The 22920-nt window shown below is 72.5% G+C and carries 20 protein-coding genes; 6 read left to right on the top strand and 14 right to left on the bottom strand.

Annotation, left to right across the window (positions count from 1 at the left end):
- The first annotated feature begins 1 nt into the window (after position 1).
- Both AB0J80_RS28935 and AB0J80_RS28930 read left to right on the top strand, forming a co-directional pair.
- Entirely contained in the window at positions 2–991 is a 990-nt protein-coding gene (locus tag AB0J80_RS28935; protein ID WP_364711040.1) for a hypothetical protein, read from the top strand.
- 132 nt (positions 992–1123) lie between these two features.
- Positions 1124–1663, top strand: a complete 540-nt coding sequence (locus AB0J80_RS28930) for a hypothetical protein (RefSeq protein ID WP_364711037.1) — start codon at positions 1124–1126, stop codon at positions 1661–1663.
- 10 nt (positions 1664–1673) lie between these two features.
- On the opposite strand, the gene AB0J80_RS28925 is transcribed toward AB0J80_RS28930, so the two are convergent.
- From AB0J80_RS28925 to AB0J80_RS28910, 4 genes are all read right to left on the bottom strand, one after another.
- Positions 1674–1967 carry a hypothetical protein gene (locus tag AB0J80_RS28925; protein WP_364711332.1) on the bottom strand — a complete coding sequence of 98 codons (294 nt, stop codon included), beginning with the start codon at positions 1965–1967 and terminating at the stop codon, positions 1674–1676.
- A 118-nt stretch (positions 1968–2085) separates the two neighbouring features.
- Positions 2086–3138 (bottom strand): hypothetical protein, encoded by a 1053-nt coding sequence (locus AB0J80_RS28920; RefSeq protein WP_364711034.1) that lies wholly within the window; start codon positions 3136–3138, stop codon positions 2086–2088.
- Between the two features lie 22 nt (positions 3139–3160).
- Positions 3161–3778, bottom strand: a complete 618-nt coding sequence (locus AB0J80_RS28915; protein WP_364711031.1) for a class F sortase — start codon at positions 3776–3778, stop codon at positions 3161–3163.
- A 1-nt stretch (position 3779) separates the two neighbouring features.
- Positions 3780–5081: a hypothetical protein gene (locus tag AB0J80_RS28910; RefSeq protein WP_364711029.1), complete on the bottom strand. Its 1302-nt coding sequence runs from the start codon at positions 5079–5081 to the stop codon at positions 3780–3782.
- A gap of 285 nt (positions 5082–5366) precedes the next feature.
- On the opposite strand from AB0J80_RS28910, the gene AB0J80_RS28905 reads away from it, so the two are divergent.
- The gene (locus tag AB0J80_RS28905; protein WP_364711026.1) at positions 5367–6731 is read left to right on the top strand and encodes a serine/threonine-protein kinase; all 1365 of its coding nucleotides are present in this window, start codon (positions 5367–5369) and stop codon (positions 6729–6731) included.
- On the opposite strand, the gene AB0J80_RS28900 is transcribed toward AB0J80_RS28905, so the two are convergent.
- The 4 genes from AB0J80_RS28900 to AB0J80_RS28885 form a co-directional block, all read right to left on the bottom strand.
- Positions 6721–7563 (bottom strand): MerR family transcriptional regulator, encoded by an 843-nt coding sequence (locus AB0J80_RS28900; RefSeq protein ID WP_364711024.1) that lies wholly within the window; start codon positions 7561–7563, stop codon positions 6721–6723. The two genes, AB0J80_RS28905 and AB0J80_RS28900, sit on opposite strands and share 11 nt — an antisense overlap.
- A gap of 63 nt (positions 7564–7626) precedes the next feature.
- Positions 7627–8271 (bottom strand): NAD(P)H-dependent oxidoreductase, encoded by a 645-nt coding sequence (locus tag AB0J80_RS28895; protein ID WP_364711021.1) that lies wholly within the window; start codon positions 8269–8271, stop codon positions 7627–7629.
- Positions 8272–8417: 146 nt separating this feature from the next.
- A complete protein-coding gene (locus AB0J80_RS28890) occupies positions 8418–10649 on the bottom strand; it encodes a glycoside hydrolase family 30 beta sandwich domain-containing protein (protein ID WP_364711019.1) in 2232 nt (743 codons plus the stop codon).
- A gap of 94 nt (positions 10650–10743) precedes the next feature.
- On the bottom strand, positions 10744–12099 hold the full coding sequence (locus AB0J80_RS28885; RefSeq protein WP_364711016.1) for a DUF1996 domain-containing protein: 1356 nt from the start codon (positions 12097–12099) through the stop codon (positions 10744–10746).
- 282 nt (positions 12100–12381) lie between these two features.
- Between AB0J80_RS28885 and AB0J80_RS28880 the strand changes: the two genes are divergently transcribed.
- Positions 12382–12864 (top strand): globin domain-containing protein, encoded by a 483-nt coding sequence (locus AB0J80_RS28880; protein ID WP_364711014.1) that lies wholly within the window; start codon positions 12382–12384, stop codon positions 12862–12864.
- Here AB0J80_RS28880 and AB0J80_RS28875 read toward each other — a convergent pair.
- Positions 12844–14037: a nitric oxide synthase oxygenase gene (locus AB0J80_RS28875; RefSeq protein WP_364711011.1), complete on the bottom strand. Its 1194-nt coding sequence runs from the start codon at positions 14035–14037 to the stop codon at positions 12844–12846. The two genes, AB0J80_RS28880 and AB0J80_RS28875, sit on opposite strands and share 21 nt — an antisense overlap.
- Positions 14038–14185: 148 nt before the next feature.
- The gene (locus AB0J80_RS28870; RefSeq protein WP_364711009.1) at positions 14186–15418 is read right to left on the bottom strand and encodes an MFS transporter; all 1233 of its coding nucleotides are present in this window, start codon (positions 15416–15418) and stop codon (positions 14186–14188) included.
- 83 nt (positions 15419–15501) lie between these two features.
- Between AB0J80_RS28870 and AB0J80_RS28865 the strand changes: the two genes are divergently transcribed.
- On the top strand, positions 15502–16404 hold the full coding sequence (locus tag AB0J80_RS28865; protein WP_364711007.1) for a LysR family transcriptional regulator: 903 nt from the start codon (positions 15502–15504) through the stop codon (positions 16402–16404).
- Here AB0J80_RS28865 and AB0J80_RS28860 read toward each other — a convergent pair.
- On the bottom strand, positions 16371–17177 hold the full coding sequence (locus tag AB0J80_RS28860) for an ATP-binding protein (protein ID WP_364711004.1): 807 nt from the start codon (positions 17175–17177) through the stop codon (positions 16371–16373). The genes AB0J80_RS28865 and AB0J80_RS28860 overlap by 34 nt on opposite strands.
- Positions 17178–17400: 223 nt before the next feature.
- Between AB0J80_RS28860 and AB0J80_RS28855 the strand changes: the two genes are divergently transcribed.
- A complete protein-coding gene (locus AB0J80_RS28855; RefSeq protein ID WP_364711002.1) occupies positions 17401–19644 on the top strand; it encodes a calcium-binding protein in 2244 nt (747 codons plus the stop codon).
- Between the two features lie 31 nt (positions 19645–19675).
- Here the strand turns inward: AB0J80_RS28855 and fahA are convergent, their stop codons facing one another.
- The 3 genes from fahA to AB0J80_RS28840 are packed head-to-tail and all read right to left on the bottom strand — an operon-like array spanning position 19676 to position 22913.
- Entirely contained in the window at positions 19676–20911 is a 1236-nt protein-coding gene (gene fahA / locus AB0J80_RS28850) for a fumarylacetoacetase (RefSeq protein ID WP_364710999.1), read from the bottom strand.
- Positions 20908–21711, bottom strand: a complete 804-nt coding sequence (locus AB0J80_RS28845) for a hypothetical protein (protein ID WP_364710996.1) — start codon at positions 21709–21711, stop codon at positions 20908–20910. Before AB0J80_RS28845 ends, fahA begins: the two co-directional genes overlap by 4 nt.
- The gene (locus AB0J80_RS28840) at positions 21708–22913 is read right to left on the bottom strand and encodes a cupin domain-containing protein (protein WP_364710994.1); all 1206 of its coding nucleotides are present in this window, start codon (positions 22911–22913) and stop codon (positions 21708–21710) included. Before AB0J80_RS28840 ends, AB0J80_RS28845 begins: the two co-directional genes overlap by 4 nt.
- Positions 22914–22920: the final 7 nt, after the last annotated feature.

Raw genomic sequence — 22920 nt, 5'->3', positions numbered from 1 at the left:
CATGCGTCCCTTCGCCGTTGTCGCGGCCGTACTGATCCTGACAGCAGGGTGCACGGACGCCGAGCACGACCGGCCCGAGTGGTACGACGGGCAGCCGCCGCGCCCGGTGACCATCGATCGCGTCAACGGCATCAAGGGCCCGGTCGGCGAGCTGATCAGCACCGGCGTCCGCAACGCCGACGGGGCCGAGTACCTCGTCTACGGGATCACCGGCGGCGGCGTGCGCTCTCCCGAGGACTTCGGGTTCGCCCTCGGCGTCCGGGAGCCGGGCGACCGGGTGACGGAGGACGCCTCGAACACCGAGGGCCAGGGCCCGCCGGCGACGCCCGGCTTCCATCTCCTGCAGGGCCAGATGGACCTCGTCGACGGGTCGGTGCTGCCCGCGTACGGCTACTACGTCGGTCACCCGGCGCGGATCACCGTGACGGAGGTGGGCCAGGTCGTCGACGCGCGGCTCGCGCGGTGGAGCCACGACCCGGGCGTCACCGTCTTCTGGTTCGACCCTGCCCAGGTGCGCGACGCGACCCAGTGGACCGACCTGGCGGCGTACGATCGCGCCGGTCGTCGGCTGCCCGGCGGCGGCCCGGCCGGGGCGCGCGACCCGTTCCCGGATGTGACCCGCGACGGCAGCGCCACCGTGCTGCTGTTGTCCTTCGACCCCCGGGCCCGCTCGGCGGTCGTCGAGCCCGCGGTGTTCCTGCCCGGCCCCGACTACTGCGAGGCTTTCGGCATCTCCCCCATCGACGTCCGGTGCGCGCAGGAGATCGCCATCGAGGGCGACAAGACCCGGGTGACGCTGCCGCTGGCCGCGGAGCCGGAGCTGCGGGGCGTCGGTGACGGCGACACGGAGTGCCTCGGCTCGATGACCGGCGGCGCGACGTGCGCCGTGACCCCCGCGTACATCCAGGACCTGGCGAAAGCCGACGCGGCGGTCAGCGTGACCGTGCGCGACGGCGTCCTCGTGCGGATCGCCGAGCTTTACCAACCGTGAAACGCGCATTCGTCGAATTCGACGAAATCGCATTTCGACGCTAATTGAAGAGGATCAGAGCCGACCGCCCTTGCCCGCGAACCGCGATAGGTAAAACCTTTTCGATGAATGCACTCTCGAAAGGGGGGAACTGTGGACACGTCTATCGGGCGTCGCGCCGTCCTGAAGGCCGGGGCCGCCACCGCGGGCGTCCTCGGAGCTGCCGCTCTGATGCCCGGCGCGGCCCTCGCCCGCGGTCCGGGAATCGCCGCGGTGCAGTCGCAATGGCGGTGGTGCAACCGGTGCCAATGTCTTTTCTACGGCGGCGGAACGACCACAGCCTGGTGCATCGTCGGCGGGGGTCACGACTACGGCGGCAGCGGCAACTACATCGTGACCCACACCTCGGGTCCCGGTCAGGCGGGATGGCGCTGGTGCAACCGCTGCTACTGCCTCTGGTACGGCGGCAGCTCGTCGAACGGCCGCTGCCACAACGGCGGGGTGCACAACCGCAACACCAGCGGCGACTACCGGGTCTCCTACGGCACGCCGCCGAACGGTGAGCAGCCTGGCTGGCGCTGGTGCAACAAGTGCTACTGCCTCGCGTACAGCGGCAACGGCAACGGCGTGTGCCCGGCCGGGGGCGGCCACGACTTCAGCGGGAGCGGGACCTACTACCTCCCGTACGGCTGAGCCGCAGCCCTCACGCGGCGGCCGGCAGGCTGACATCGCCGGCCGCCGCGGCACCGGCGAGCACCGCCGCGAGGTCGCCCGCGTGAGGGTGAGGTCGTCCGCCGAGCCGCCGCGGTCGGGCCGGCCACGTTGACCGACACCGTGGTGCCGTAGCGCTCGTACCAGGGCCGTGCCTCGCTGCACGCCCGGCGCAGCACCCAGTCCCGAGGGCGCCGATCAGGCCGCTCTGCTCGGCGACCGGGATGAACGCGTTCGGCGGCACCGGCAAACGGCCGGGCGGGGTCCACCGCAGCAGCGCCTCCACCCCGCGTACGGCCCCGGTCGTCAGGTCCACCAGCGGCTGGTCCCCCTTTTTCAACTCCCACCATGGATACGCGGCGACGGTTGTGGCCGGGTGCGGACCGGCGCCCCGACGGTAGCGGTCACTGCTCGGGCGGGTCCTCGCGCGCGGAGCCGGGCACTGCCGCACGGCCCCGCACGACCGGCGGTGCCGCCGGGACGAGCGCCGAGCGGGAACGGCGGCGGCGCATGAGCCAGGCCCCCACGATCAGGGCGGCGAGGACGGCGACCGCGACCCACAGCACCACCGCGGCCCGGACCAGGGAACCGTCGGGGGCGCTCGGGGAGGCGGGCGCCGGAGGGGCTGCGACCATCGCCTCGCCGGTCAGGGTGAGATCGCCGGTGTCGACGCGTACGGCCACCCGCGCGGGCAGGGCGGGCGGGGTGGGCAGCTCGACGAGGTACCGGCTCCCGAGCACGGCCGACACCTGATCGAGCGCCGGAACGACGACGGGATCGCCGGCGGGCGCGAAGAAGCCCCCGGTCGCCGCCGCCGTGCCCGCCCAGTACGCGGCGGCGCCGGCGGTCCCGACCACGACCAGGATCGTCCCGCTCTGCCGCAGCCGCGCGGCGAGCGCCCCGGCGTCCTCCCCGGCCGCGTCCGTGCCGGTCGTGTACAGCAGCACCAGCCGCCGGCCGGGCGCCGCAGCCGGGAACTGCCGCATGGCCAGCGTCAGTGCCGTGGCAGTGTCCCGGGCGCCTCTGGCGGGCACCGAGGTGAGCGCCTTCACGGGGCCGGAGGGCCCCCGCTGCGGCCCGGCGATCACTGTCGCGGGCGCCGAGTCCGCGATCACGACCGCCTCCGTCGCGGCCGGCGCCTCGAGGATGAACCGGGCGCCGGCGCTCTGCCACGCCGGCAGCATCGCGGCACCGCCCACCGACGTGTCGACGACCAGCGCGACGCCGAGCCCGTCCGACATCACGGGGACCAGGCTCGCCTGCTGGGGCAGGCCGTCGCGCGTCACCGTGACGCTCCGCGCGCCCTTGCCGGCGCTCGCACCGAGATCGACGACGAGGGCCGTGCGGTCACCGCGGACCAGGACCGCGGCGACCGGCAGCGCGACCGGGGCGGCCGCCGCGCCGGGCCCGCCGCCCTGGACCGCCATCACCGCTGCGAACAGGACGAGCGGCAGCATCGCCGCCCGCCGCCGCAGCCGCTCAGACCTTGTCCGCGAACACGATGACATTGTCCCGGTAACTTCCTCGAGTGCGGTCGAAGCTTCCGCCGCAGGTGACGAGCCGCAGGGTGGCGTCGAGGCTGGGCGCGTACACGAGGTCGGTCGGGAACTCGACCTTCGGCACCCGCGAGATCCCGGTGACCCGGAAGGTCACCGTGCTGCCGTCGGCGCGGTCGACGCCGACCAGGGTGCCGCGCCGCACGGTGCCGAGCCGCGCGAAGATCCCCGGGCCGCTGCGGGAGTCGACGTGACCCAGGATCACGGCGGGTCCGGCCTGGCCCGGCCGGGGGCCGTGCTCGTACCAGCCGGCCACGTCCGGGCGCTCGGGCACCTCGACGGTGCCGTCGGGCTGCAGGCCCAGCCGCTGCACCTTGCTGTCGACGCCCAGCGCCCGGATCCGCAGCCGCACCGGCGTGGCGACGGCGGGATAGGTGCGCACCGACCGGAAGGAGTCCGCCACCACGGGCCCGGTGCCCGCCGCCGAGGTGGCGACCGGCGCGGCATCCGGGCGGGAGGCGTGCGGCGGGGCGCCGGTCAGGACGGCGGTCAGCAGCAATGCGAGGCAGCTCAGCGCCGCAGTGCGGAGGGAGGGGGACATCTCAGTGGTGCCCCGCCAGCCCGCCGTACCCGGTCTGGGCACCGCCCTGCGGCAGGCGTGCGGCGACGGTCGCACCGAACCCGTCGGCCAGCCGGCGGGCCAGCTCGAACATGTGCTCGTACGTGTCGTCGGCGATGTCCTGGGCGCTCTTGTAGTCCCGGGCGGCGTACGCGTCGGCGTGGCCCAGCAGCATCTGGTCGTGTGCCTGCAGCGCCGCGGACAGCTCGGCCGGCGGCACCCGTCCCCCGGTCGCGGGGGCGAGCACGTCCGCCATGCGACGCTCGAACGTCCGCAGGTCGGCCCGCGCCTCGTGCCGGCGGTCGGGCTTGCCGGCCGCGGTGGCGCCCGCGTACGCCACCAGCAGCTCCACGTGCGATGCCCACAGCGACTGGAACCGCCGCGCGGTGGGCGCACCGAACAGGGTGTCGACCGCGGCCGCGAGGTCCGTCGTGTTGCCGTTGATCATGTCGGCCGCGGCGTCGAAGTCCGCCGTGTTCGTGACCGCCGCCCTGGTCACGTCCTCCACCAGGACGGCGTGCTCGGCCAGCACCTTGCCCAGCTGGGACCGCAGCCGCCAGATGGGCGTCTGGAGCACGGCACGGTCGTGCGCCGGCAGCAACGCGTCGGCCAGCGTCAGGCCCAGGTCGTACGTGTGCTGGAAGCCCTCCCTGTACAGCCGGTCCGCGGTGGCGTAGTCGCGGGTCGCGTACGCGTCGGCCTGTCTCGTCAGGTGGCCGACGTGCATGGCGACCGCGCCGAGCGCCGCGTCGCGGGGCAGCCGGCCGTGGGAGGCTCCGGCGAAGAAGCGGGCCAGGTCGTTCTCCAGCCGGACCAGGTCCTCGTGGGCGCGGCCGCGGGCGGCGTCGTCCTTGTCGGCCACCGCACCCGCGTACGCGAAGAGCGCCACGATGTGCTTCGACCACATCGGCCGGAACGTGTCCGCCGCGGCGGTGCCGAACAGCTCCCCCACGAGGGTGGCCATCGCGTCGGTGTTGCCGCCCAGCGCGGCGTTGGCGGCCTGCGCGAAGCTGTCGTCGCCGCGGATCCGGCTGCGCATCAGGTCGGCGGCCAGCACCGAGTGCTGGCCGAGCAACGCCTGCAGGCGTACCGCCCGGTCGGCGGCGGAGGCGGGGGCCGCCAGGACGGCCGCGCCACCCGTGTGGGAGTGGATGTGGCCGGTTCCGGCCACCGCCGCCGGCTGCCGGGACCCGACAGCGGCCGCCCCCGCCGCGAGTATGACGGCGAGCCCGGCACACAGCAGCGGGAACAGGTACCGGTGGTGCTCGACTCTGCGCATCCGCATGTGTTCATCGTCCGTCCGTTGTGCAGGAACGGCAGCCGGGAGGACGGCGGCGGTCCGGCCGTCGCAGCCGGTGACCGCGGAGCACCCAAGCGGTTGCCGACGGTGATCCCGGAGCCGACCATACGCCGGCATAGACAGCGGTCGAGTCCCCCGAGCGGAGATCGTCACCGCCCTTGTGGACCATCCGGCATCACCCGAAATCCGCGCAGTGCGAGATGAATTACCCGTACGCGGGCGGGTACGGTCGAGAGGGCTGCTGACCTTCGCAAATCCCGAGGTGACGGCATGGTGCCGCAGGAACGACTGGTGGCCGGGCGCTACCGGCTGCTGCGCACCCTGACCACCGCGGGCGTCGGACGGGTGTGGCTGGCCGCCGACGAGATGCTCCACCGGCTCGTGGCGATCAAGAAGTATGCGCCGCCCGCGGGCCTCGGCGCCGAGGAGCAGCAGCGGGTCCGCGAGCTGACGATGCGCGAGGCACGCGCCGTCGCCCGGGCCGCGAACCCCAACGTGATCAGCATCCTCGACGTGCTGCCCGACGAGGACGAGCCGTGGATCGTGATGGAGTACGTCGCGTCCCGGTCCCTGCTGCAGGTCATCGAGGAGACCGGCCCCCTCCCGCCGGCCCGGGTCGCGGCCGTCGGCCTGGCCGTGCTGCACGGGCTGACCGGCACCAGCCGCACCGGGGTGCGCCACCTCGACGTCGAACCGGCGACCGTCCTGATCGGCGACGGCGGGCGGATCGTGCTGTCCGACTTCGGCCCGGCCGACACCGGCGTCAGGCTCGGCTCGCCCCGGTACGTCGCCCCGGAACGGCTGCTCGGGGGCGGCTCCACACCGGAAGCCGACCTGTGGTCGCTGGGCGCGACCCTCTACCACGCGGTGGAGGGCCGTCCGCCCGGCGGCACACCGGCTCGGCCCGTGCGGGCGGGACCGCTCACCGGCGTACTGGAAGATCTGTTGCGGACCGATCCCGCCGCCCGGCCGCTGCCCGCGGAGGTGGAGGAACGGTTGCGCACGGTGGCGAAGCCGCCCGCGCCGCTCCCGCCGCAACCGTCCGCCGCGCCGGCACCCTCCCGGTCCCGGCGCGTCTACTGGGCGGCAGCCGTCGCCGCGGCAGCCGTCATCGCGGGGGCCGGCGCGGCGGCCCAGGTCCCCCGCCAGGAGGACCGGGCGCCCGCGCAGCCCACTGTGGCCGCCTCCCCGACCGCCCGCACGGCGATCGTGCTGCCGCGCGGCTTCACGTGGTGGCACGACCCCACGGGATTCCGGGTCGCCGTCCCGGATGGCTGGCGCCGCGGCCGGGACGCCGCCGGGGTGCTGACGTTCACCGCCCCGGGCGGCTCGCCCACGCTGCGGATCAGCAGGTACGCCACGCCGCCGGGCGACGTCGTCGCGGCGCTCGTGGCCGAGGAGGACAACGTACGGCTCGCCGCATACCGGCGCATCCGGATCGAGGCGCTGCCCGAGCCGGGGAACGCGGTGTGGGAGTACACGTACCAGAGCCGCTCGGGCAAGGAGATGCGAGGCCTGCGGCGGCTGCTGACGGCGGACGGGGAGGCGTACGCCGTCGAGTGGCAGGCGCCGCGGCGCGCGTGGGCGGCCGAGCTGGAGAAGCTCACCGTGGTCCTGGGCACCCTCAGCCCGTGACCGGCACCTGGATCTCGGTGACCCACTTGTCGAAGTCGTCCGGCGGACAGTCCAGGTACACCTCGCGGGCGAAGCCCGGCTCGACCGCCCGGTGACCGTTGTCGTCGATCCAGGTGGCGATCTTGTGCCCGGTGCGGAACGCCTCCGCCATCGAGCCGTGGTGCAGGGCGGTCGCCGCCTGCTCGACCGGCGGAAGCGTGACCACCTCGAGGCCCGTATCCGGCCCCACCTCGGCTTCCCCGATCGGGAAGGCCGCGTGCACCGCGATCGTCTCGTCGCCCGGCTCCGACGGCGCCGGCTCGTACCAGGCGATCGGCGCCCCGGTCATCGCGATCCCGTGCCGCTCCATCAGCTCCATCAGGCGCGGATAGAGCGGGCTGAGGTTCTCGGTGATCGACGTCGGGTGGTCGTAGCCGGCGGCCGTGCCGGACAGCTGCACCACCCGCATCGCAGCAATGCTCTTGAGGACGACGTCTCCGGTGTCCATGTGTCCCTCACTCTCGATCATCCGAAGGCGCGCGTCGACCTGGGCCAGGCGGGCGGTGTCTTGCCGCATGCGCGAGGCCAGCTCGGCCCGGCGCAGCCGCAGCATGCCGCGCAGCTCGGCGGTCTCCACCTTCTCGTCGATCAGGGTCTGCACCTGCTGCAGGCTGAACCCGAGGTCCTTCAGGGCGGTCACCCGGTTGAGCAGCCGCAGCTGCGCGGCGGTGTAGAAGCGGTAACCGCTGTGCGGATCGACATGGGCGGGACGCAACAGGCCGATGGCGTCGTAGTGGCGCAGCATGCGCACCGACACCCGGCCCAGGCCGGCGAACTCTCCGATACTGAACATGGTCTCCCCACCCTCGGCCCTGACACTGTGTCAGAGTCAAGGATCTCCGCGGGAGACCTGGGCTCAGCCCTGCAGCGCCGGCGCCAGGCGGTCGGCGAGCTGCCGGGCCGCGACGATGCCGGCGCCGATCGCCTCCTCGCGGCGGGCGGGGCCCAGGTCCGTCGGCTGGACGTTGATGAACTCCATGTCGGTGATGCCGACGAACCCGAAGATGGTGCGCAGGTACGGCTCCTGCAGGTCGAGAACCTGCATCGGGCTGCCGGCCGAGTAGTCGCCGCCGCGGGACGTGACGCACACCAGCTTCTTGCCGCCGCACCGGCCGACCGGGACGCCGGTCTCGTCGTAGGCGAAAAGGTAGCCGGGCTGAACGATCGCGTCGATGTAGTACTTCAGCGCGTACGGGATGCTGAAGTTCCACATCGGCGACGAGATCAGGCAGATGTCGGCCCGCTGGAACTGGCCGATGAGGGCCTCGATGCTGCGCCACGGCGCGGCCCGGGACGGCTCGATCGGCCGGCCGCGCATGATGTCGTACTTCGAGTCGATGTTCTGGCCGGCCACTGTCGGCATGTCGGCGGTGAAGAGGTCCAGCGTCTCGACCTGGGCGCCGGGGCACGCGAGCTGCAGCTGCTCCAGGAACGGGGTCGACACCCGCAGCGTGGCGGACATCGCCGAACGGGGCGTGGCGATGACGTGAAGGACCTGCATCGGGGACCCCCTGAGCGGAGAGCGGAGGCGGCTTGTCCGATTATTCCGCTTCGTCGCTGGTTCCGCGGGGCGACACACCCTGGTGAAGCAGGCCCCGATCGGCGCGGGTGCCGGCCGGAGACGCTCGGCCGGCACCCGGCCCGGTATCAGGCCTGCCGGGTCGTGAAGACCGCGGCGGCGCCCGCCGGCAGCCGGTAGCGGTACGTCGTGTCGCCCCAGCGCACGTCGAACGTCGTGACGGAACGGCCCGAGTTGTACGCGACGAGCAGCCGCGTACCGTCCGGCAGCACGGCGGTCTTGCGTTGGAGGCCGCGCTCGTCGGTACGTGCCGCCCCGGCGGCCGGACCGCCGGGCCCGAGCACGTTCAGCTCGTGGATCGACCACCAGCCGCCCGCGTCGCCCTGGTTGACCACGCGCAGGTAGCGCGCCGTGACCTGCGGAACCAGGATCTTCGTCACCGGGCTGCCCTGCCCGGTCGCGATCGGCCGGCCCCAGTTTGTGCCGTCGTCCGACACGAACAGCTGGTAACCCCGCGGCGAGTCGCCACTGCTTCCCGTGGTGTCGAGGACGACCTGGTTGAACGTCTGGTTGGCGCCGAGGTCCACCTGGAACCAGTCGCCGGCCTTCATCCCACGGCCGGTGCTCCACCGTGTGGCCGCGTCGCCGTCGACCGCGCGTCCGGGCGGCTCGGTGGGGTTGCTCGTCGATGCCGAGACCGTCCACGCGTCCCGCGGCAACGGCGCCGAGGCGGTCGGCGGCTCGAGCGAGGCCCCGGCGGGCAGCGAGTAGCCGAGCCACTGGTCGCCGACCCGCACCTGCGCCTGGTGAGCCAGCAGACCGGAGTCGTAGCTGATCACCGCCCGGGTTCCGTCGCGGTTCACGAACGGGACGTCCACCGAACCGAGCTCGGACGGGCTCGCCGCGCCGTGCTGGGTGCCGGACCACGTGAACGTCGCTGCCGCCCCGGCGGGCAGACGATAGGTGAACCACTTGTCGCCCCACTGCACCTGGAACGTCTTCGCGCTGGTCGCGGAGTTGAAGGCGACGAGGGCGGTGGAGCCGTCACGGTTGACGAAGGCGACGTCCTGCACGTCACCGGCGCCGAGCGAGCTGGACGCGATGCGGCGGGCGCCCGGGCGTACGAACTTGCTGGCGTGGCCGAGGGCCCAGTAGTCGACGGTCTTGGCGTACGACCAGCGGCCGGAGGCGTCCGGTGCGACCGTCACCACGCCGCGGCAGGTGGGGCAGCCGCCGTTGGTCGGTCCGTTGTTCTGGTCCAGGGCCATGTTCCAGCGGACGACACCCTTGGCCCAGTCCCGGGTGCTGTTGATGACCAGGCCCATGCCCGCGGCGAATCCGGCCTGCTCGTCGCCTTCCCAGGTGCCACCCGAGCACTCCGTGTGCCAGGCCGGCTTGTTGGGGTAGTCGTTGTGGGACACCGACTGGGCCCGTACGTCGCCGCCGTAGCAGTGCCACGCCGTGCCCTCCACGAAGCCCGTCGTGGCCGGATCGGCGTACATGGTCTCCGGGTACCCGATCACGTCCCAGTTGTGGTCGTAGGCGAGGATCCCGGTGTGCAGCCCGCGCTCACGGATCGCCGGGCCCAGATGGTTCTTGATCAGGTCGTTCTGCTGCTGGGCGCTGAGCGACATGCCCGGATACCCGGACGGCACGTACAGCGGCTCGTTCTGCGGGGTGATGTAGCGGACCGGAACCCCGGCCGCCGCGTAGGCCTGGAGGAACTTCACGAAGTAGTCGGCCAGCGGCTGGTAGGCGTCGGGCCTGAGGGTTCCGCCGATCATGGAGTCGCTGGTCTTCATCCAGCCCGGCGGGCTCCACGGTGACGCCATGAGGGTCAGCTTCGGGTTGAGCCGGCGCGCCTGCTGGAGCAACGGGATGATGTACGCCCGGTCGTGGCCGACCGAGAAGTGCTCCAGCGCCGGGTCCGTCTGGCCGGCCGGCATGTCGTCGTACGAGTAGTTCCCGGTGACCGCGAAGTCGCTGGCGCCCATCGGCTGACGCAGAAGGCTCAGGCCGATGCCCTGGGAGCTGAACAGGTCACGCATCACCGCATCGCGTTGCGCGGGGTCGAGGCGGGTGCCGACGAGCCACGCGGACGAGTCGGTGAACGACGCCCCGAAACCGGTGATCTCCTGGTACCGCCGCCGGCTGTCGACCGTGATCGTCGGCCCGTCCGGGGCGTGGCCGCGGCGCCACGACACGCCGGGCTGCCGGGACAGATAGGTCTTGGCGGCAAGGTCGGTCAGGTGTACGGACACGCTCGCCGACGGGCCGGCCGCCGCGGATGCTTCGACCGGACACAGAGTGACCAGGGTCAGCGCGGCGACCAACCCGGCGCCCCACCTTCGTCGTGACACGTTGAGATCCCTTCGTTGCGGAGCTTCCGCCTTTATTCAAGCATCGAAATTAGTGAGCGGAAGCCCCGCAAGCCAGACGTGCCGCACGGATCTTTCAGAAGTCGCCGTCGCTGTTGCACTTCGCCTTCTGCACGAGGCAGTTCTTCACCCGCTGGCTCTGCGCCAGGTTGTCCCAGGCGAAGAAGGCGTCGCCGTGCATCGAGGAGGCCATGCCCGAGGCGAGCCGGAAGCCCGCCGCGGAGCCGCTGGTGCGGTAGGAGATGAGGAAGGACAGGTTGGGGATGGCCACCGGGTAGTCGCCCTTGCAGGTGCCGTCGTAGCTGTAGGCGACGTGGGACTTGTGGTTCGGGCTGTCCAGGTTCTTGCCGTCCCAGCAGTCCTGGAACACCAGGTGGAACATCAGGGTGGCGGTGGACGCGCAGATCGGCCAGTTGCCGTCCGAGCTGCGCCCGATCTCGCCGCCGGGACCGGCGCAGTAGAAGGCGTTCACCGAGCCGGCCGGGGTCGGGGTCTGCAGCTTGGCGTCACCGGCGATCATCCGGAAGCCCTGTGGGAACGGCACGGTCCGCGACGGGTCGGTCAGCCGGGATCCGTAGTAGACCACCACGTCGTTCGGCTCGATCACCTGGTCGTTCTGGTACAGGCTGGGAATCCAGTACGCGGACAGGTCCGCCCCCGGCCGGCACGTCGTGCCGGCGTTGGCCAGCAGCGAACCGGTGGTCGTGGTCGCGCTGGTGCTGGAGTTGCCGAGGAACGAGTGCATGTGCGAAGCGCCCGGCATGCCCGGGAAGACGATCGGGTCGTCCGGGCGTGAATGGCTGTACGCGCACGTCGCGTTGAACTCGGGCACCCGGACGCTGTTCGCCGGTACCGGCCTGGGCACCAGCGCGTTGAACTGCGCGAGCTGCGCGTTCCACGCCGCCTGGTCGATCGGGACCCAGCCCGGGCCGGAGTTGGCGGGCGCGCCGTCGCCGAACGAGAACCAGTTGATGTTGACGAAGTCGCCGCCGGTGGTGTTGCGCAGCACCGCGTACACGGTCTGCGCGCCGGCCGGGTGGCTGGACGTGGTGGCGGACAGCGTGGTCCAGGACTGCCAGCCGCCGGTGGCCGTGATGCCGAACTGCGCCAGGAGCGGGCCAGTGGCGGTGCCCGTACGAAGCTCAACCGTGCCGGTGCCGACGGCGGAGGCTACGCGGGCCGAGACGGTGAGCGCTCCGGCGCCGCCCAGGTCGACGCCGTCGTAGCGCAGCCAGTCGCCGTTGGCGAGGTAGGCGACGTTCTGGCCGCCGCCGGTGTCGCTGGTGGCCTCGGTCTGCGCGCCGGCCTGCGCGGCATACGCCTCGGCCTGGACGGTGACGGTCGCGGCCTGGGCGGGGGTGGGTGCCAGGACCACCGCGGCCGCGGCGAGGGTCGAGGCGAGCAGCATGCGGGTACGCGGGGATGGTTGCATCGATGCTCCTTGGGGATGGGGAGATCGGGGTGCCCAGGAGTATCGACGGCGAGAAAGCGCTTTCTCAACAGCATCCCGCTTGGATCCGCGTCATGTGCGTAATCCAGCGGAAAGGTGGGGGAAGCGGTTTCTCGCCAGGCGCCGAGCGGAGGACTACGCCTGACGGAGCCATTCTGACCGGGCGCGGCGCTCGTCTTCCCTCGCGTCCCCAATGTGGCGCCCGCGAGGGCAGACGCTGCGTAGCAGAGCACATATTCTGCGTAGCGCCGTAAGGTTGTGTCCATGATCGACACGCGAGCCGGGACCGGCCGGGGCCTCGGGCTCGGGCCGGACCGGCGGCCGAGCGCACAAGCGATGACCATCGTCCAGCAGAGCGCCGCCGCGGTGACCGATCGGCCGGTCGCGCTCGCGGAAGCCTTCTACCGTCACCTGTTCCAGCTCGCGCCGGACGTACGGGAGATGTTCCCCGAGGACATGACGGCGCAGAACGAGCGGCTCTGCCGGGCCCTGCTGGCGGCGGTCCAGGCGCTGGTCGACCCCGACCGCTTCGCCGCCGGCATGGAGAACACGCTGCGGCGGCTCGGCCATGACCATGCCCATCGGTACGCGGTGAAGCCCGAGCACTACCCCTACGTCGGCCACGCCCTCGTCCGCGCCGTCCGCGACGTGTCGGGCGACTGGACGGTCGCCACCAGTTCCGCATGGATCTGGGTGTACGACTGGATGAGCGCGCACATGCTCGCCTCAGGATTCCGCCTGGAGTGAGCCGCGGGCGAGCATCGCAGCCTCCGCGTCGAGATAGAAGTTCGGGCGCTGGTCGGCCTCGTGGTAGTAGCGGTGGAACACCGGCGTGACGCCCCCGGACATCGGCGGGACGATCCACGTCCAGTCGGCGGGCACCGGCCGCCCGGCGCGCTCCTCGCGCCGCACGTGCTCCAGGAACCGGGCCGCCTCGGTGTGATGGTCCGTGATCTTCACACCGGCGCGCTCGAAGGAGTGCAGCACCGCCCGGTTGAGCTCGACCAGCGCCCGGTCGCGCCACAGCGTGGACTCGGCCGACAGGTCCAGGCCCAGCAGCCGGCCCACCGTCGGCAGCAGGTCGTAGCGGTCGCGGTCGGCCAGGTTGCGGGCACCGATCTCCGTGCCCATGTACCAGCCGTTGAACGGGGCCAGCGGGTAGTGCACGCCGCCCACGGTCAGCCGCTGGTTGGCGATCGCGGGGACGGCGTGCCAGCGCAGGTTCAGCTCGGCGAACCAGGCGTACTCCGGGTGCGTCAGCGGCACCTCGAGCACCGCGCCGGGCGGCAGGTCGAACAGGGTGACCCCGTACCCGGGCGTCTCCACGGCCAGAGGCAGGACGTCGAAGGCGGTGCCCGCGCCCTTCCAGCCGAGCAGCTCCATCGCCGCGGTGAACCCCTCCTGCGCCGGGTCGCCGACGACTCCGCCGCCGGGCTGCCGGTGTCCGGCGTACCGGATCAGCTGGTCGTTCCACACGCGAGCGTACGGCCGGCCGGGGACGGCGGGCGCGAACACGCTGAGGACCGGCCGGATCGCGCCGCCGCGGGCGTGCCGCCCGGCCTGCGCACCGGTGCCGCCCGCAACCTCCAGGTGCTGCACCAGCGCGGCGAAGATCTCGTGCGGCGTACGCGCGGTGCGGCGGTCCAGCACCACGAGGCTGCGCCAGTACAGCCGCCCGATGCACCGGCTGGCATTGCGCCAGGCCAGCTTCGCCCCGTACGTGATCTCCTCGAGGGAGTGTCCATAGGTGCCGGTCGCGTCGATCTCGGCTCGCACCGCCGCCAGCCGGGGCTCGACCGGACCCGCGTCCGGGTTCTCGGCGTGGTACTGCCGCAGGAAGTCCTCGGCCTCGCCGGCGTCGGCGGGCGCGGCCGGATCCCACCCGGCGGCCGGATGATCCCGGTAGCCGGGTACCCCCATCTGTCGCGATCCCTTCCTGCGTCCCTCCGCGCAAGATCGTATTTTCGGGACAGATACGCGTCAATGTGACGGGAAACCGGTGCCCGAACGGGCAAGATCCGGGCCCGGTCGGGTCAGGTCGAGCACGCCGGCGCCGGCGCCGACCCACTCATCGCGAACCGTACGGCGGTCGGCGCCTGGGAGTCGTTCGACCTCGTGTGACGGCGGCGGCCCAGACGAGCAGGCCCGCCACGGTCAGCGCCGTTGCGAACAGCGTCACGCCCGCCCACCCGTGGCCGTCGAACAGCAGGCCGCTCACGCCGGAGCCCACGGCACCGCCGAGGAACACCGTGGTCATGAAGACCGTGGTGATCCGGGCGCGGGAGTCGGGGCGCAGCGCGTAGATCTCGCGCTGGCTGAGCACCAGGTGGCACTGCACGGCGACGTCGAGGACCACCCCGGTGACGGCGAGCAGGACGAGGTTCGCCACCTGCAGCCACGCCAGCACCAGCGAGGCGGCGGCGACGGCGAGGGCCGCGCCGGTGGCGGCCGTTCCCCAGCCGCGGTCGCCGAGGCGTCCGGCGATCGGCGCGCCGGCCGCCCCGGCGGCACCGACGAGGGCGAACAGGGCGATGCCCGCCTGGCCGAGGTGGTGCCGCTGGGCGAGCTCTACGCCCACCGAGGTCCAGAAGGCGCTGAACGCCCCGAAGACGAGCGCCTGGGTCACCGCTCGGCGGCGCAGGACCGGCTCGGTGCGCGCCAGCTCGGCGAGGGACGCCATGAGCCGGGGGTATGTGACTCCCGGCGCGGGCGGCTTGACGGGCAGCGCCCGCCTGAGCAGGACCGCCAGAGCGAGCGCGAGCCCGGCGGAGAGGAAGTAGATGGCACGCCAGCCCCAGACGGCGGCGGCCAGGCTGGAGATCGTCCGGGCCAGCAGGATGCCGAGCAGCAGCCCGGTCATGACCGCGCCGACGGTGGCGCCGCGGCGCTCGTCCGGGGCGACGTGGGCGGCGTACGCGACGAGGATCTGCGCCACGACGGAGGTGAAGCCGAGCAGCGCCCCGGCCGCCGCGAAGACTCCGAAGGTGGGGGCGAGTCCCACGGCGAGCGACGCGGCGGTGGTCACCAGCAGGATCCGCGACACAAGGGTGCGGTTCTCGACCAGGTCCCCGAGCGGCAGTAGCAGGGCCAGCCCGGCGGCGTACCCGATCTGGGTGAGCGTGACCGCGAGCGCGGCATGCCCCGCCGTGATGCCGAACGCGCCGGCGATGGGCGTCAGCAGCGGCTGGGCGTAGTAGATGTTCGCGACCGCGATGCCGCAGGCGACGGCGAGCAGCAGCACCAGCCCGGGACGGTGCCTGTCACGGCCAGGGGTGAGCGTCGACTTGTTTTCCAACGTCATTGCCTCAGCCTCGATCGGCCCGATCTATAAGACAAAGACGAAGATCTTCTGGTACGCATAAGCAGCGCTGATACGGTGCCGCGATGGAGCTCAGGACGTTGCACTACTTCGTCGCCGTCGCGGAGGAGCAGTCCTTCAGCCGCGCTGCCCAGCGCTGCCGGGTCGCCCAGCCGGCGATCAGCCAGCAGATCCGCGGCCTCGAGAAGGAGATGGGCGAGCCCCTGTTCGAGCGCCTGCCGCGATCGGTGCGGCTCTCCCCCGCCGGGTCGGCCCTGCTGCCGTACGCGCGCGAGGCCCTCACCGCCGTCGCCGCGGCCAAGGCGGAGTTCGCCCTGCGCGCCGGTGTCCTGTCCGGAGAGCTCGCGCTCGGCAGCGTCGACGGCGTCGAGGTCACCGCCCTGCCGGCGTTGCTGGGGATGTTCCACCGCCGTTTCCCCGCGGTGAGCGTACGGCTGAGCGGCGGCACCAGCTCCGTGCTGCTCGACCGGGTCCGGCAGGGGTCGCTGCATGCCGCGGCGATCGCCCACCCCCTGGAGCCGCTCGAGGCGAGCCTCGGCGTGCGGACCGTGCTGGAGGACGAGATCGTGGCGGTGGTCCCGGCCACCCACGCGGCGGCGACCCGGCCGTCGTTGCCGCTCGAGACCCTCGGGGGCGAGACCCTGATCAGCTTCGGCCCGGAGAGTGGCCTGCGCCCGCTGATCGACAGCGCCTTCGCGGCGGCCGGGCCGGCGTTCCGGCCGGCCTACGAGACGCCCGACGTGGCACTGCTCGTGGCGCTGGCCGCCGAGGGGATCGGCATCGCCCTCGCTCCGGGCGCCGATCCCGAGATCCGCCAGGACGCACGGGTGGCCGTCCTTCCGGTGACGCCCCGGATCCCGTACCGCAAGGTCCTCGTCTGGCGCCGCTCGCCCGCCCCGCCGGCGCCCTTGCGCGCCCTGCTGTCGCTGCCGGGCTACGAGGGGGCGCCTCCGCGGAGCGGGGAGTAGATGGCGGCCCAGACCACCTTGCCGTCCTCGGTCGGCATCGCTCCCCACGCGGCGGCGGTCGCCTGGACCAGCCGCAGGCCCAGACCATGGGTCTGCTTCGGACCGGCCGGGGTCTCGACCGGGCGGGGCAGCCGGGGATCGTTGTCGCGCACCGCCAGGTGGATGCCGCGGCCCCGGCGCGACAGCAGGACGCTGGCCGGCATGCCGGCGTGCTTGATCGCGTTGCTCACCAGCTCGGTGATCACCAGGCACGCGTCGTCCCTCAGGTGCGGCATCCGCCAGGCCGTGCACACGTCGGTGACCACGGCGCGTGCCACGGCCGGGGCGCTGTCGTTCGCCGGCAGCTGGATCCTCAGCCGGCCGGTCATCGGGAGGCGTTCGGCCGCCGCCGCCCGGGCCAGGGCCATGGTGGGGAAGACCGGCAGGAACCGCTCGGCACCGACACGCCGGAGCCGGTCGGCCAGCGTGGTCTCCGGCGGGAGGCAGACGATGACCTCGACGGCGGGCGCCATCGCCTGACCCGTGCGCCGCGCGGTGATCCACGTCGGCACGCTGAGGCCCCCCGGATCCGCCATCGCCCGCAGGTCGATGAGCAGCGCGCCGGGGTGCTCGCTGAGGCACTTGACGACCGCCGTGGACGCGCGGCGTCGCAGCGGCCGTTGCCAGGCGCCGTGCACCTCGAGAACCACCATGGAGGCGTCGGGGTCCAGCTGGACGTTGACGCCGTCCCCGTGGCCCGGGTCGTGTCGATGCAGAAGGTACGGAGGCCGCACACCGCCCTAACGGGCAAGGGCCCCGCGCCGACACGGGCGCCGGACCAACACTCACCATAAGTGAAAACCGCGATATCCCCCCATACGCGAGAGGCGTACGGCCGCACCCGCATTGCACCCGGTGGGATCCCGGGCCTCAACGGATCACCGGGACAGTTGGTGTTCCCTTCGGGCACCCGCGTCGGCGGTGTCTCGACGTTTCACGGGCACAAGGAGACCATAGATGCTGCGTCGTCCCGGTCGTTCGGCGTTCCGGTCGGTTCCGGCGGTGGGTCTGGTGGTCGTGGCCTCCCTTTTCGGCGCGACGATCACCTCGGCGGGTCCGGCGTCGGCCGCGCGGCCGGCAGCCTCCACCGGCAAGGCGTGCACGATCGTGGGAACCGAAGGCAACGACCGGCTCCGGGGTACCCGCGCCAATGACGTCATCTGCGGCCTGGGCGGCAACGACACGATCGTCGGCGGGACCGGCAACGATGTGATCGATGGTGGTGCCGGCCGGGACCGGATCGACGGCGGGGCCGGCAACGACCAGCTCATCGGCGGCACCGGCGATGACACCCTGACCGGCGGAGCCGGCAACGACCGGATCGACGGCGGGGCCGGCAACGACCAGCTGATCGGCGGAGCCGGCGATGACATCCTGGCCGGCGGAGCCGGCAACGACTCGATACGCGGCCAGGATGGTGACGACCGGATCGACGGCGGCACCGGCACCGACACGGTGGACGGCGGGGCAGGTCGCGATCTCTGCACCGGCGGCGCCGGTGATCGGCGGTCCAGCTGCCCCCTGCCCAGCGCGCCCGCACCGACCAGCCCCGTACCCGACAGCCCCGACGTTCCGCTTGCGGTGACCACCTCGATCACCGGTCACAAGACGGCGTGCACCAAGGTCGGCACCCACGGCAACGACCGCATCTACGGCACCCCCGGTTACGACGTCATCTGCGGTCTCGGTGGCGACGATGTCATCGAGGGCGGCGGCGGTGACGATGTGATCGACGGCGGCGAAGGCAACGACAAGCTCGACGCCGGAGCGGGCGACGACATCGTCGGCGGCGGCAACGGCGACGATCAGCTCTCCGGCGGCGACGGCGACGACAAGCTCGACGGCGGTCCCGGCAGCGACCGGGTGGACGGCGGCACCGGCCTGGACACCTGCGTCATCGTCGCCGAGGACATCTCGCCCGCGGACGCGTGCTCGGACACGACCCGAGCCCAGGCTGATCTGGGCGGCGCCACCTGGCTCGGCTCGAGCACGGTGGACAATGACCAGGCACGCACCGTCACCCTGCAGATGAGGGCGACGGACGACCGCAGCGGGGTCGCCCGCGTGTCGGCCATCTTGGCAGGACCGCAGGGCTACATCTCTCTGGAGGGGAGCCGGCCGAGCTCCGGTACGGCGAACGATGGTGTCTGGCGTGTCTCCGGAACCCTGCCCGCCGGTGCAACGACCGGACAGTGGCGTCTGACCAACCTGTGGGTGTCCGACCGGGCGCTGCACGATACGGCGTACCGGATCGCGGCTGACGGCACCTACACCGTCGACTTCTCCGAGCAGGCCGGCGTCTCGGCGCTCGGGCCGCTCACGGTCACCGGAGCGGCCACCGACGACGCGCCGCCGACGATCGATCTGCCGTCCGCGCAATGGACGAACGCGTCCGTGGTGGACAACTCCACCGAGCAGACAGTCGGCTTGCGGGTCCGGGTGACCGACGCGGGCACCGGCGTGGCCTGGGTCTCCGCGGTGCTTTCGCCTGACCGCAGAGCTGTTCTCCACGTGACGGGCCGGCTCGTGTCGGGTACACCCGCCGACGGCGTCTGGGAGCTGACGACGGTCCTGCCCGCCAACGCGACCGTGGCCGATTGGCACCTGCTGAGCATCGCGTCCGCCGACCGAGGCGGCCAGGGCGTGGGTTACAACGCCGACTTCGAGACCAACACCGTCCTGGACTCCGGTGACGGGAAGGGGACGGTACCCAATCCGCTCTCGCCGTTCGCCGTGAAGGGCGTTGTCTCCGACGTGGCGGGCCCGGCAGCCGACTTCGAGTCGATCACTTTCACCAGCCCGTCGACCGTGACCAACAATGTCGACCAGCCCGTCGTCGTCCGCGTCCGGATCACGGACGACGGGGTGGGGGTCAGCCCAGGCGGCGCGACCAATCTCTTCGTCACTCTCGGCGGGCCCGGCGGGGTCGTCCTCGAGATGTCCTGGCCCAGACTCGTGCAGGGTACGGCGACCGACGGCGTGTGGGAGTTCCGCGGCTCACTCCCGAAGTACGCAGCGGCCGGCGTCTGGCGCTTCACGGGCATCCAGACCAGCGACCGGATCGGACGCAAGTCCGTGTACCGGCCGGTCGGTGAGGTGGACGGTCCCTGGGCCGATTGGAATCCCTCGGCGCCGCAGTTCACTCCGAAGCTGCCGTCGCTCACCGTTCAGGAGACGAAGCTCGCCGCCTGGCACAGCTGACGAGTCTCACCAGCCGTGCCGACCGCGGTTCCTACCGGGTACGGACGGGCAGGATGCGACCGCGGACCTCGCCGAGGCCGATGACCGTACCGTCGGCGCCCGGCGCGCGCGCGCTGATCACGACCTCGTCGCCGTCCTCGAGGAAGGTCCGGCTCGTCCCGTCGGGCAGCCGCAGCGGTTCGGCGCCGCCCCAGGACAGTTCGATGAGCGAGCCGCGCTGGTCGGGCGAGTCACCGCTGATCGTGCCGGAGGCGTAGAGGTCACCGGTACGCAGCGACGCCCCGTTCGCGGTCAGGTGCGCCAGCATCTGCGCGCCGGTCCAGTACATGCCGTCGAACCTCGGGCGGGAGACGACGTGGCCGTTGAGCCGGACCTCGAGCCGCACGTCCAGGCCCCACGGCGGCGTCCCCGAGTCGTCGAGGTAGGGCAGCAGGGGCACGGTACGCGCCGGCGGCGACACCCGGGCGGGCGCGAGCGCGGCCAGCGGCACGACCCACGGCGAGACCGACGTGGCGAAGGACTTGCCGAGGAACGGCCCGAGCGGCACGTACTCCCAGGCCTGGATGTCGCGGGCGGACCAGTCGTTGACCAGGCAGACGCCGAAGACGTGGTCCTCGAAGGCGGTCAGGCCGACCGGCCGGCCCAGGCGCGACGGGGTGCCGACGACGAAGCCCAGCTCGGCCTCGATGTCGAGCCGCTGGGACGGGCCGAACGTGATGGTGCCGTCGGCGCCGCGGCGCTGCCCGCCCGGACGCACGATGTCGGTGCCCGAGCCGACGACGGTGCCGGCCCGGCCGTGGTAGCCGATCGGCAGGTGCTTCCAGTTCGGGGTCAGCGGGTCCTGCCCGGGCCGGAACATCCGGCCCAGGTTGGTCGCGTGCTGCTCCGACGCGTAGAAGTCGACGTAGTCGGCGACCGTGAACGGCAGGTGCATGACGGCGTCCCGCGCCGGCACCAGATATCCGCTGAGCCGCGAGCTGAAGGTGGCGTCGGTGAGCCAGGTGGTCACCGACGCCCGCAACTGCGCCCAGGTCCGCGGACCGGCGGCCAGCAGGGTGTCCAGCGAGGGTCCCGTCACCGCCGGCGCCAGCGACGGCGCCAGGCTCCGCAGCAGAGGTGCCAGGTCGAGGATCATCTCGCCGATCGCCACCCCGACCCGGGCGCCCGGGTCGGACGCCGTGCTGAACACCCCGTACGGCAGGGTGGCGACGCCGAACGGGTGGTCCGCCGGGACGTCGAGCCAGGTGGCGGCAGAGACGGTGGTCAACGCGGGTCCTCCGGGAGTAGTCCGAGGCGCAGCAGGCCGTCGACCGGCTCGGTGACGCTGCACGTGCCGAAACTGACGAAGTGGTGCCGGATGCGCTCGGCCAGGGTGTCGTCGATCCCGGCCACCGCGCGCGCCACACGGACGCCGTCCTGGTCGGCCAGGGCCTCGACGACGTCGCCGCCGTCCAGGACGCGGGCGGTCGCGAGGAGCACGTTCACGAAACCGTGGTGTTCGAAGCCCGTGGCCGGGTCCCGGTGCCGGATCGGGTCGTGCAGGCCCGCGGTGAGCTTGAACGGGACGCCTCCTTGCACGGCCGTGACAAGGACGCGGGCCAGCTGACGCTCGTCGGGGAAGGCGGTGGCGACCAGTCCCCCGGTGCGCACCTTGAGGCGCAGGCCGGCGTCGGCGAGCGCGGCGACCGTGGCTGCCGTGACATCGGCCCAGGGCAGCTCGACGTAGGTGAGCACGTGCGGGTCGGCCGCCTTCACGAGGTCGTCCAGCGTCTCGGCGGACGCCGGCACCTCCAGTGCCGCCAGCTCCACGCGGGGTTCCGCGCGTGCCCGGGCGAGGGCCGCCGGCACGTCCTGAGCGCCGCCGGGGACGGTGAGGGCGACCGGCAGGGGGGAGCCGGCGGTCAGCGTCCCCCTCAGCTCCTCCCACCGGGGCAGGGAGCAGATGAACGGGCCCACTAGCGGCCACGACCGGCGGCCGCGGTAGGCCGCCACGGCGTCCGGCACGGGGGCGTTGCCGGGCGGGAAGATGGCGGCGTCGTCGAGCAGGCCGGCGAACAGCCCCGTCACGAGGCCGGTCCCCTGCCGGCCCAGGTCCAGGCGTACTTCCCGTCGTCACAGGCCCGGCCGGCCTCGCCGAGGCCGAGCGGACGGAACGTGTCGACCATGACGGCGAGCTCGTCGAACCGCTCGGCGCCGAGGCTGGCCTCGACGGCGCTCGGCTGCGGGCCGTGGGAGTGGCCGCCGGGGTGCAGCGAGACCGATCCGACGTTGATGCCGGAGCCCTTGCGGGCCTCGTAGTCGCCGCCGACGTAGAACATGACCTCGTCGCTGTCCACGTTGGAGTGGTAGTAGGGCACGGGCACCGCCAGGGGGTGGTAGTCCACCTTGCGGGGCACGAAGTTGCAGATGACGAAGTTCGTGCCCTCGAAGACCTGGTGCACCGGTGGCGGCTGGTGGACCCGGCCGGTGATCGGTTCGAAGTCGGCGATGTTGAAGGCGTACGGGTAAAGGCAGCCGTCCCACCCCACGACGTCGAAGGGGTGATGGGGCACCACGTGCACCGTGCCCGCGAGCCCGGCGGGCCCGTCGCCGCGGTGCTTGATGAAGACCTCGACGTCCTGCTCGTCGAGCGTGCGCGGCTGCCCGGGGGTCCGCAGATCGCGCTCGCAGTAGGGCGAGTGCTCCAGGAACTGGCCGTAGCGCGACAGGTACCGCTTGGGCGGGGCGATGTGGCTGTTCGCCTCGATGACGTAGAGGCGCAGCGGCTCGTTCCCGGCCGGCACCCAGCGGTGGGTGGTCGCGCGCGGAATGATCACGTAGTCGCCGGATCCGACCTCGAGGTCACCGAAGACGGTCTCCACGGTGCCGGCGCCGGACTCCACGTACGCGCACTCGTCGCCGGTGGCGTTGCGGTAGAGCGGGGACGCCTCACCGGCCACGACGTAGGCGATCCGCACGTCGGCGTTGCCGAGCACGAGCCGCCGGTCGCGCACCGCGTCCCGCGACTTCCACTCCTGCTCGCCGAACAGCTCGTGCAGCCTCAGGTGCCGCGGCATCAGCGGCTGGTTCGGCACCGTCGCCAGGTCGGGCAGGTCCCAGGCCCGGGCGTCGACCATGGCCGAGGGCACGTGCCGGTGGTAGAGCAGCGACGAGTCGGAGGAGAACCCCTCCTCACCCATCAGCTCCTCGTAGTAGAGAGCGCCGCCGGGATCGCGGTGCTGGGTGTGACGTTTGGCCGGGATGCTACCGGCTCGCTGGTAGTGCGCCATCCGTACC

This window comes from Actinoplanes sp. NPDC049548 (assembly GCF_040676695.1).
Lineage (GTDB): Bacteria > Actinomycetota > Actinomycetes > Mycobacteriales > Micromonosporaceae > Actinoplanes.
The sequence above is the reverse complement of the archived record's forward strand: the minus strand, read 5'-3'. Positions and strand labels throughout refer to the sequence as shown.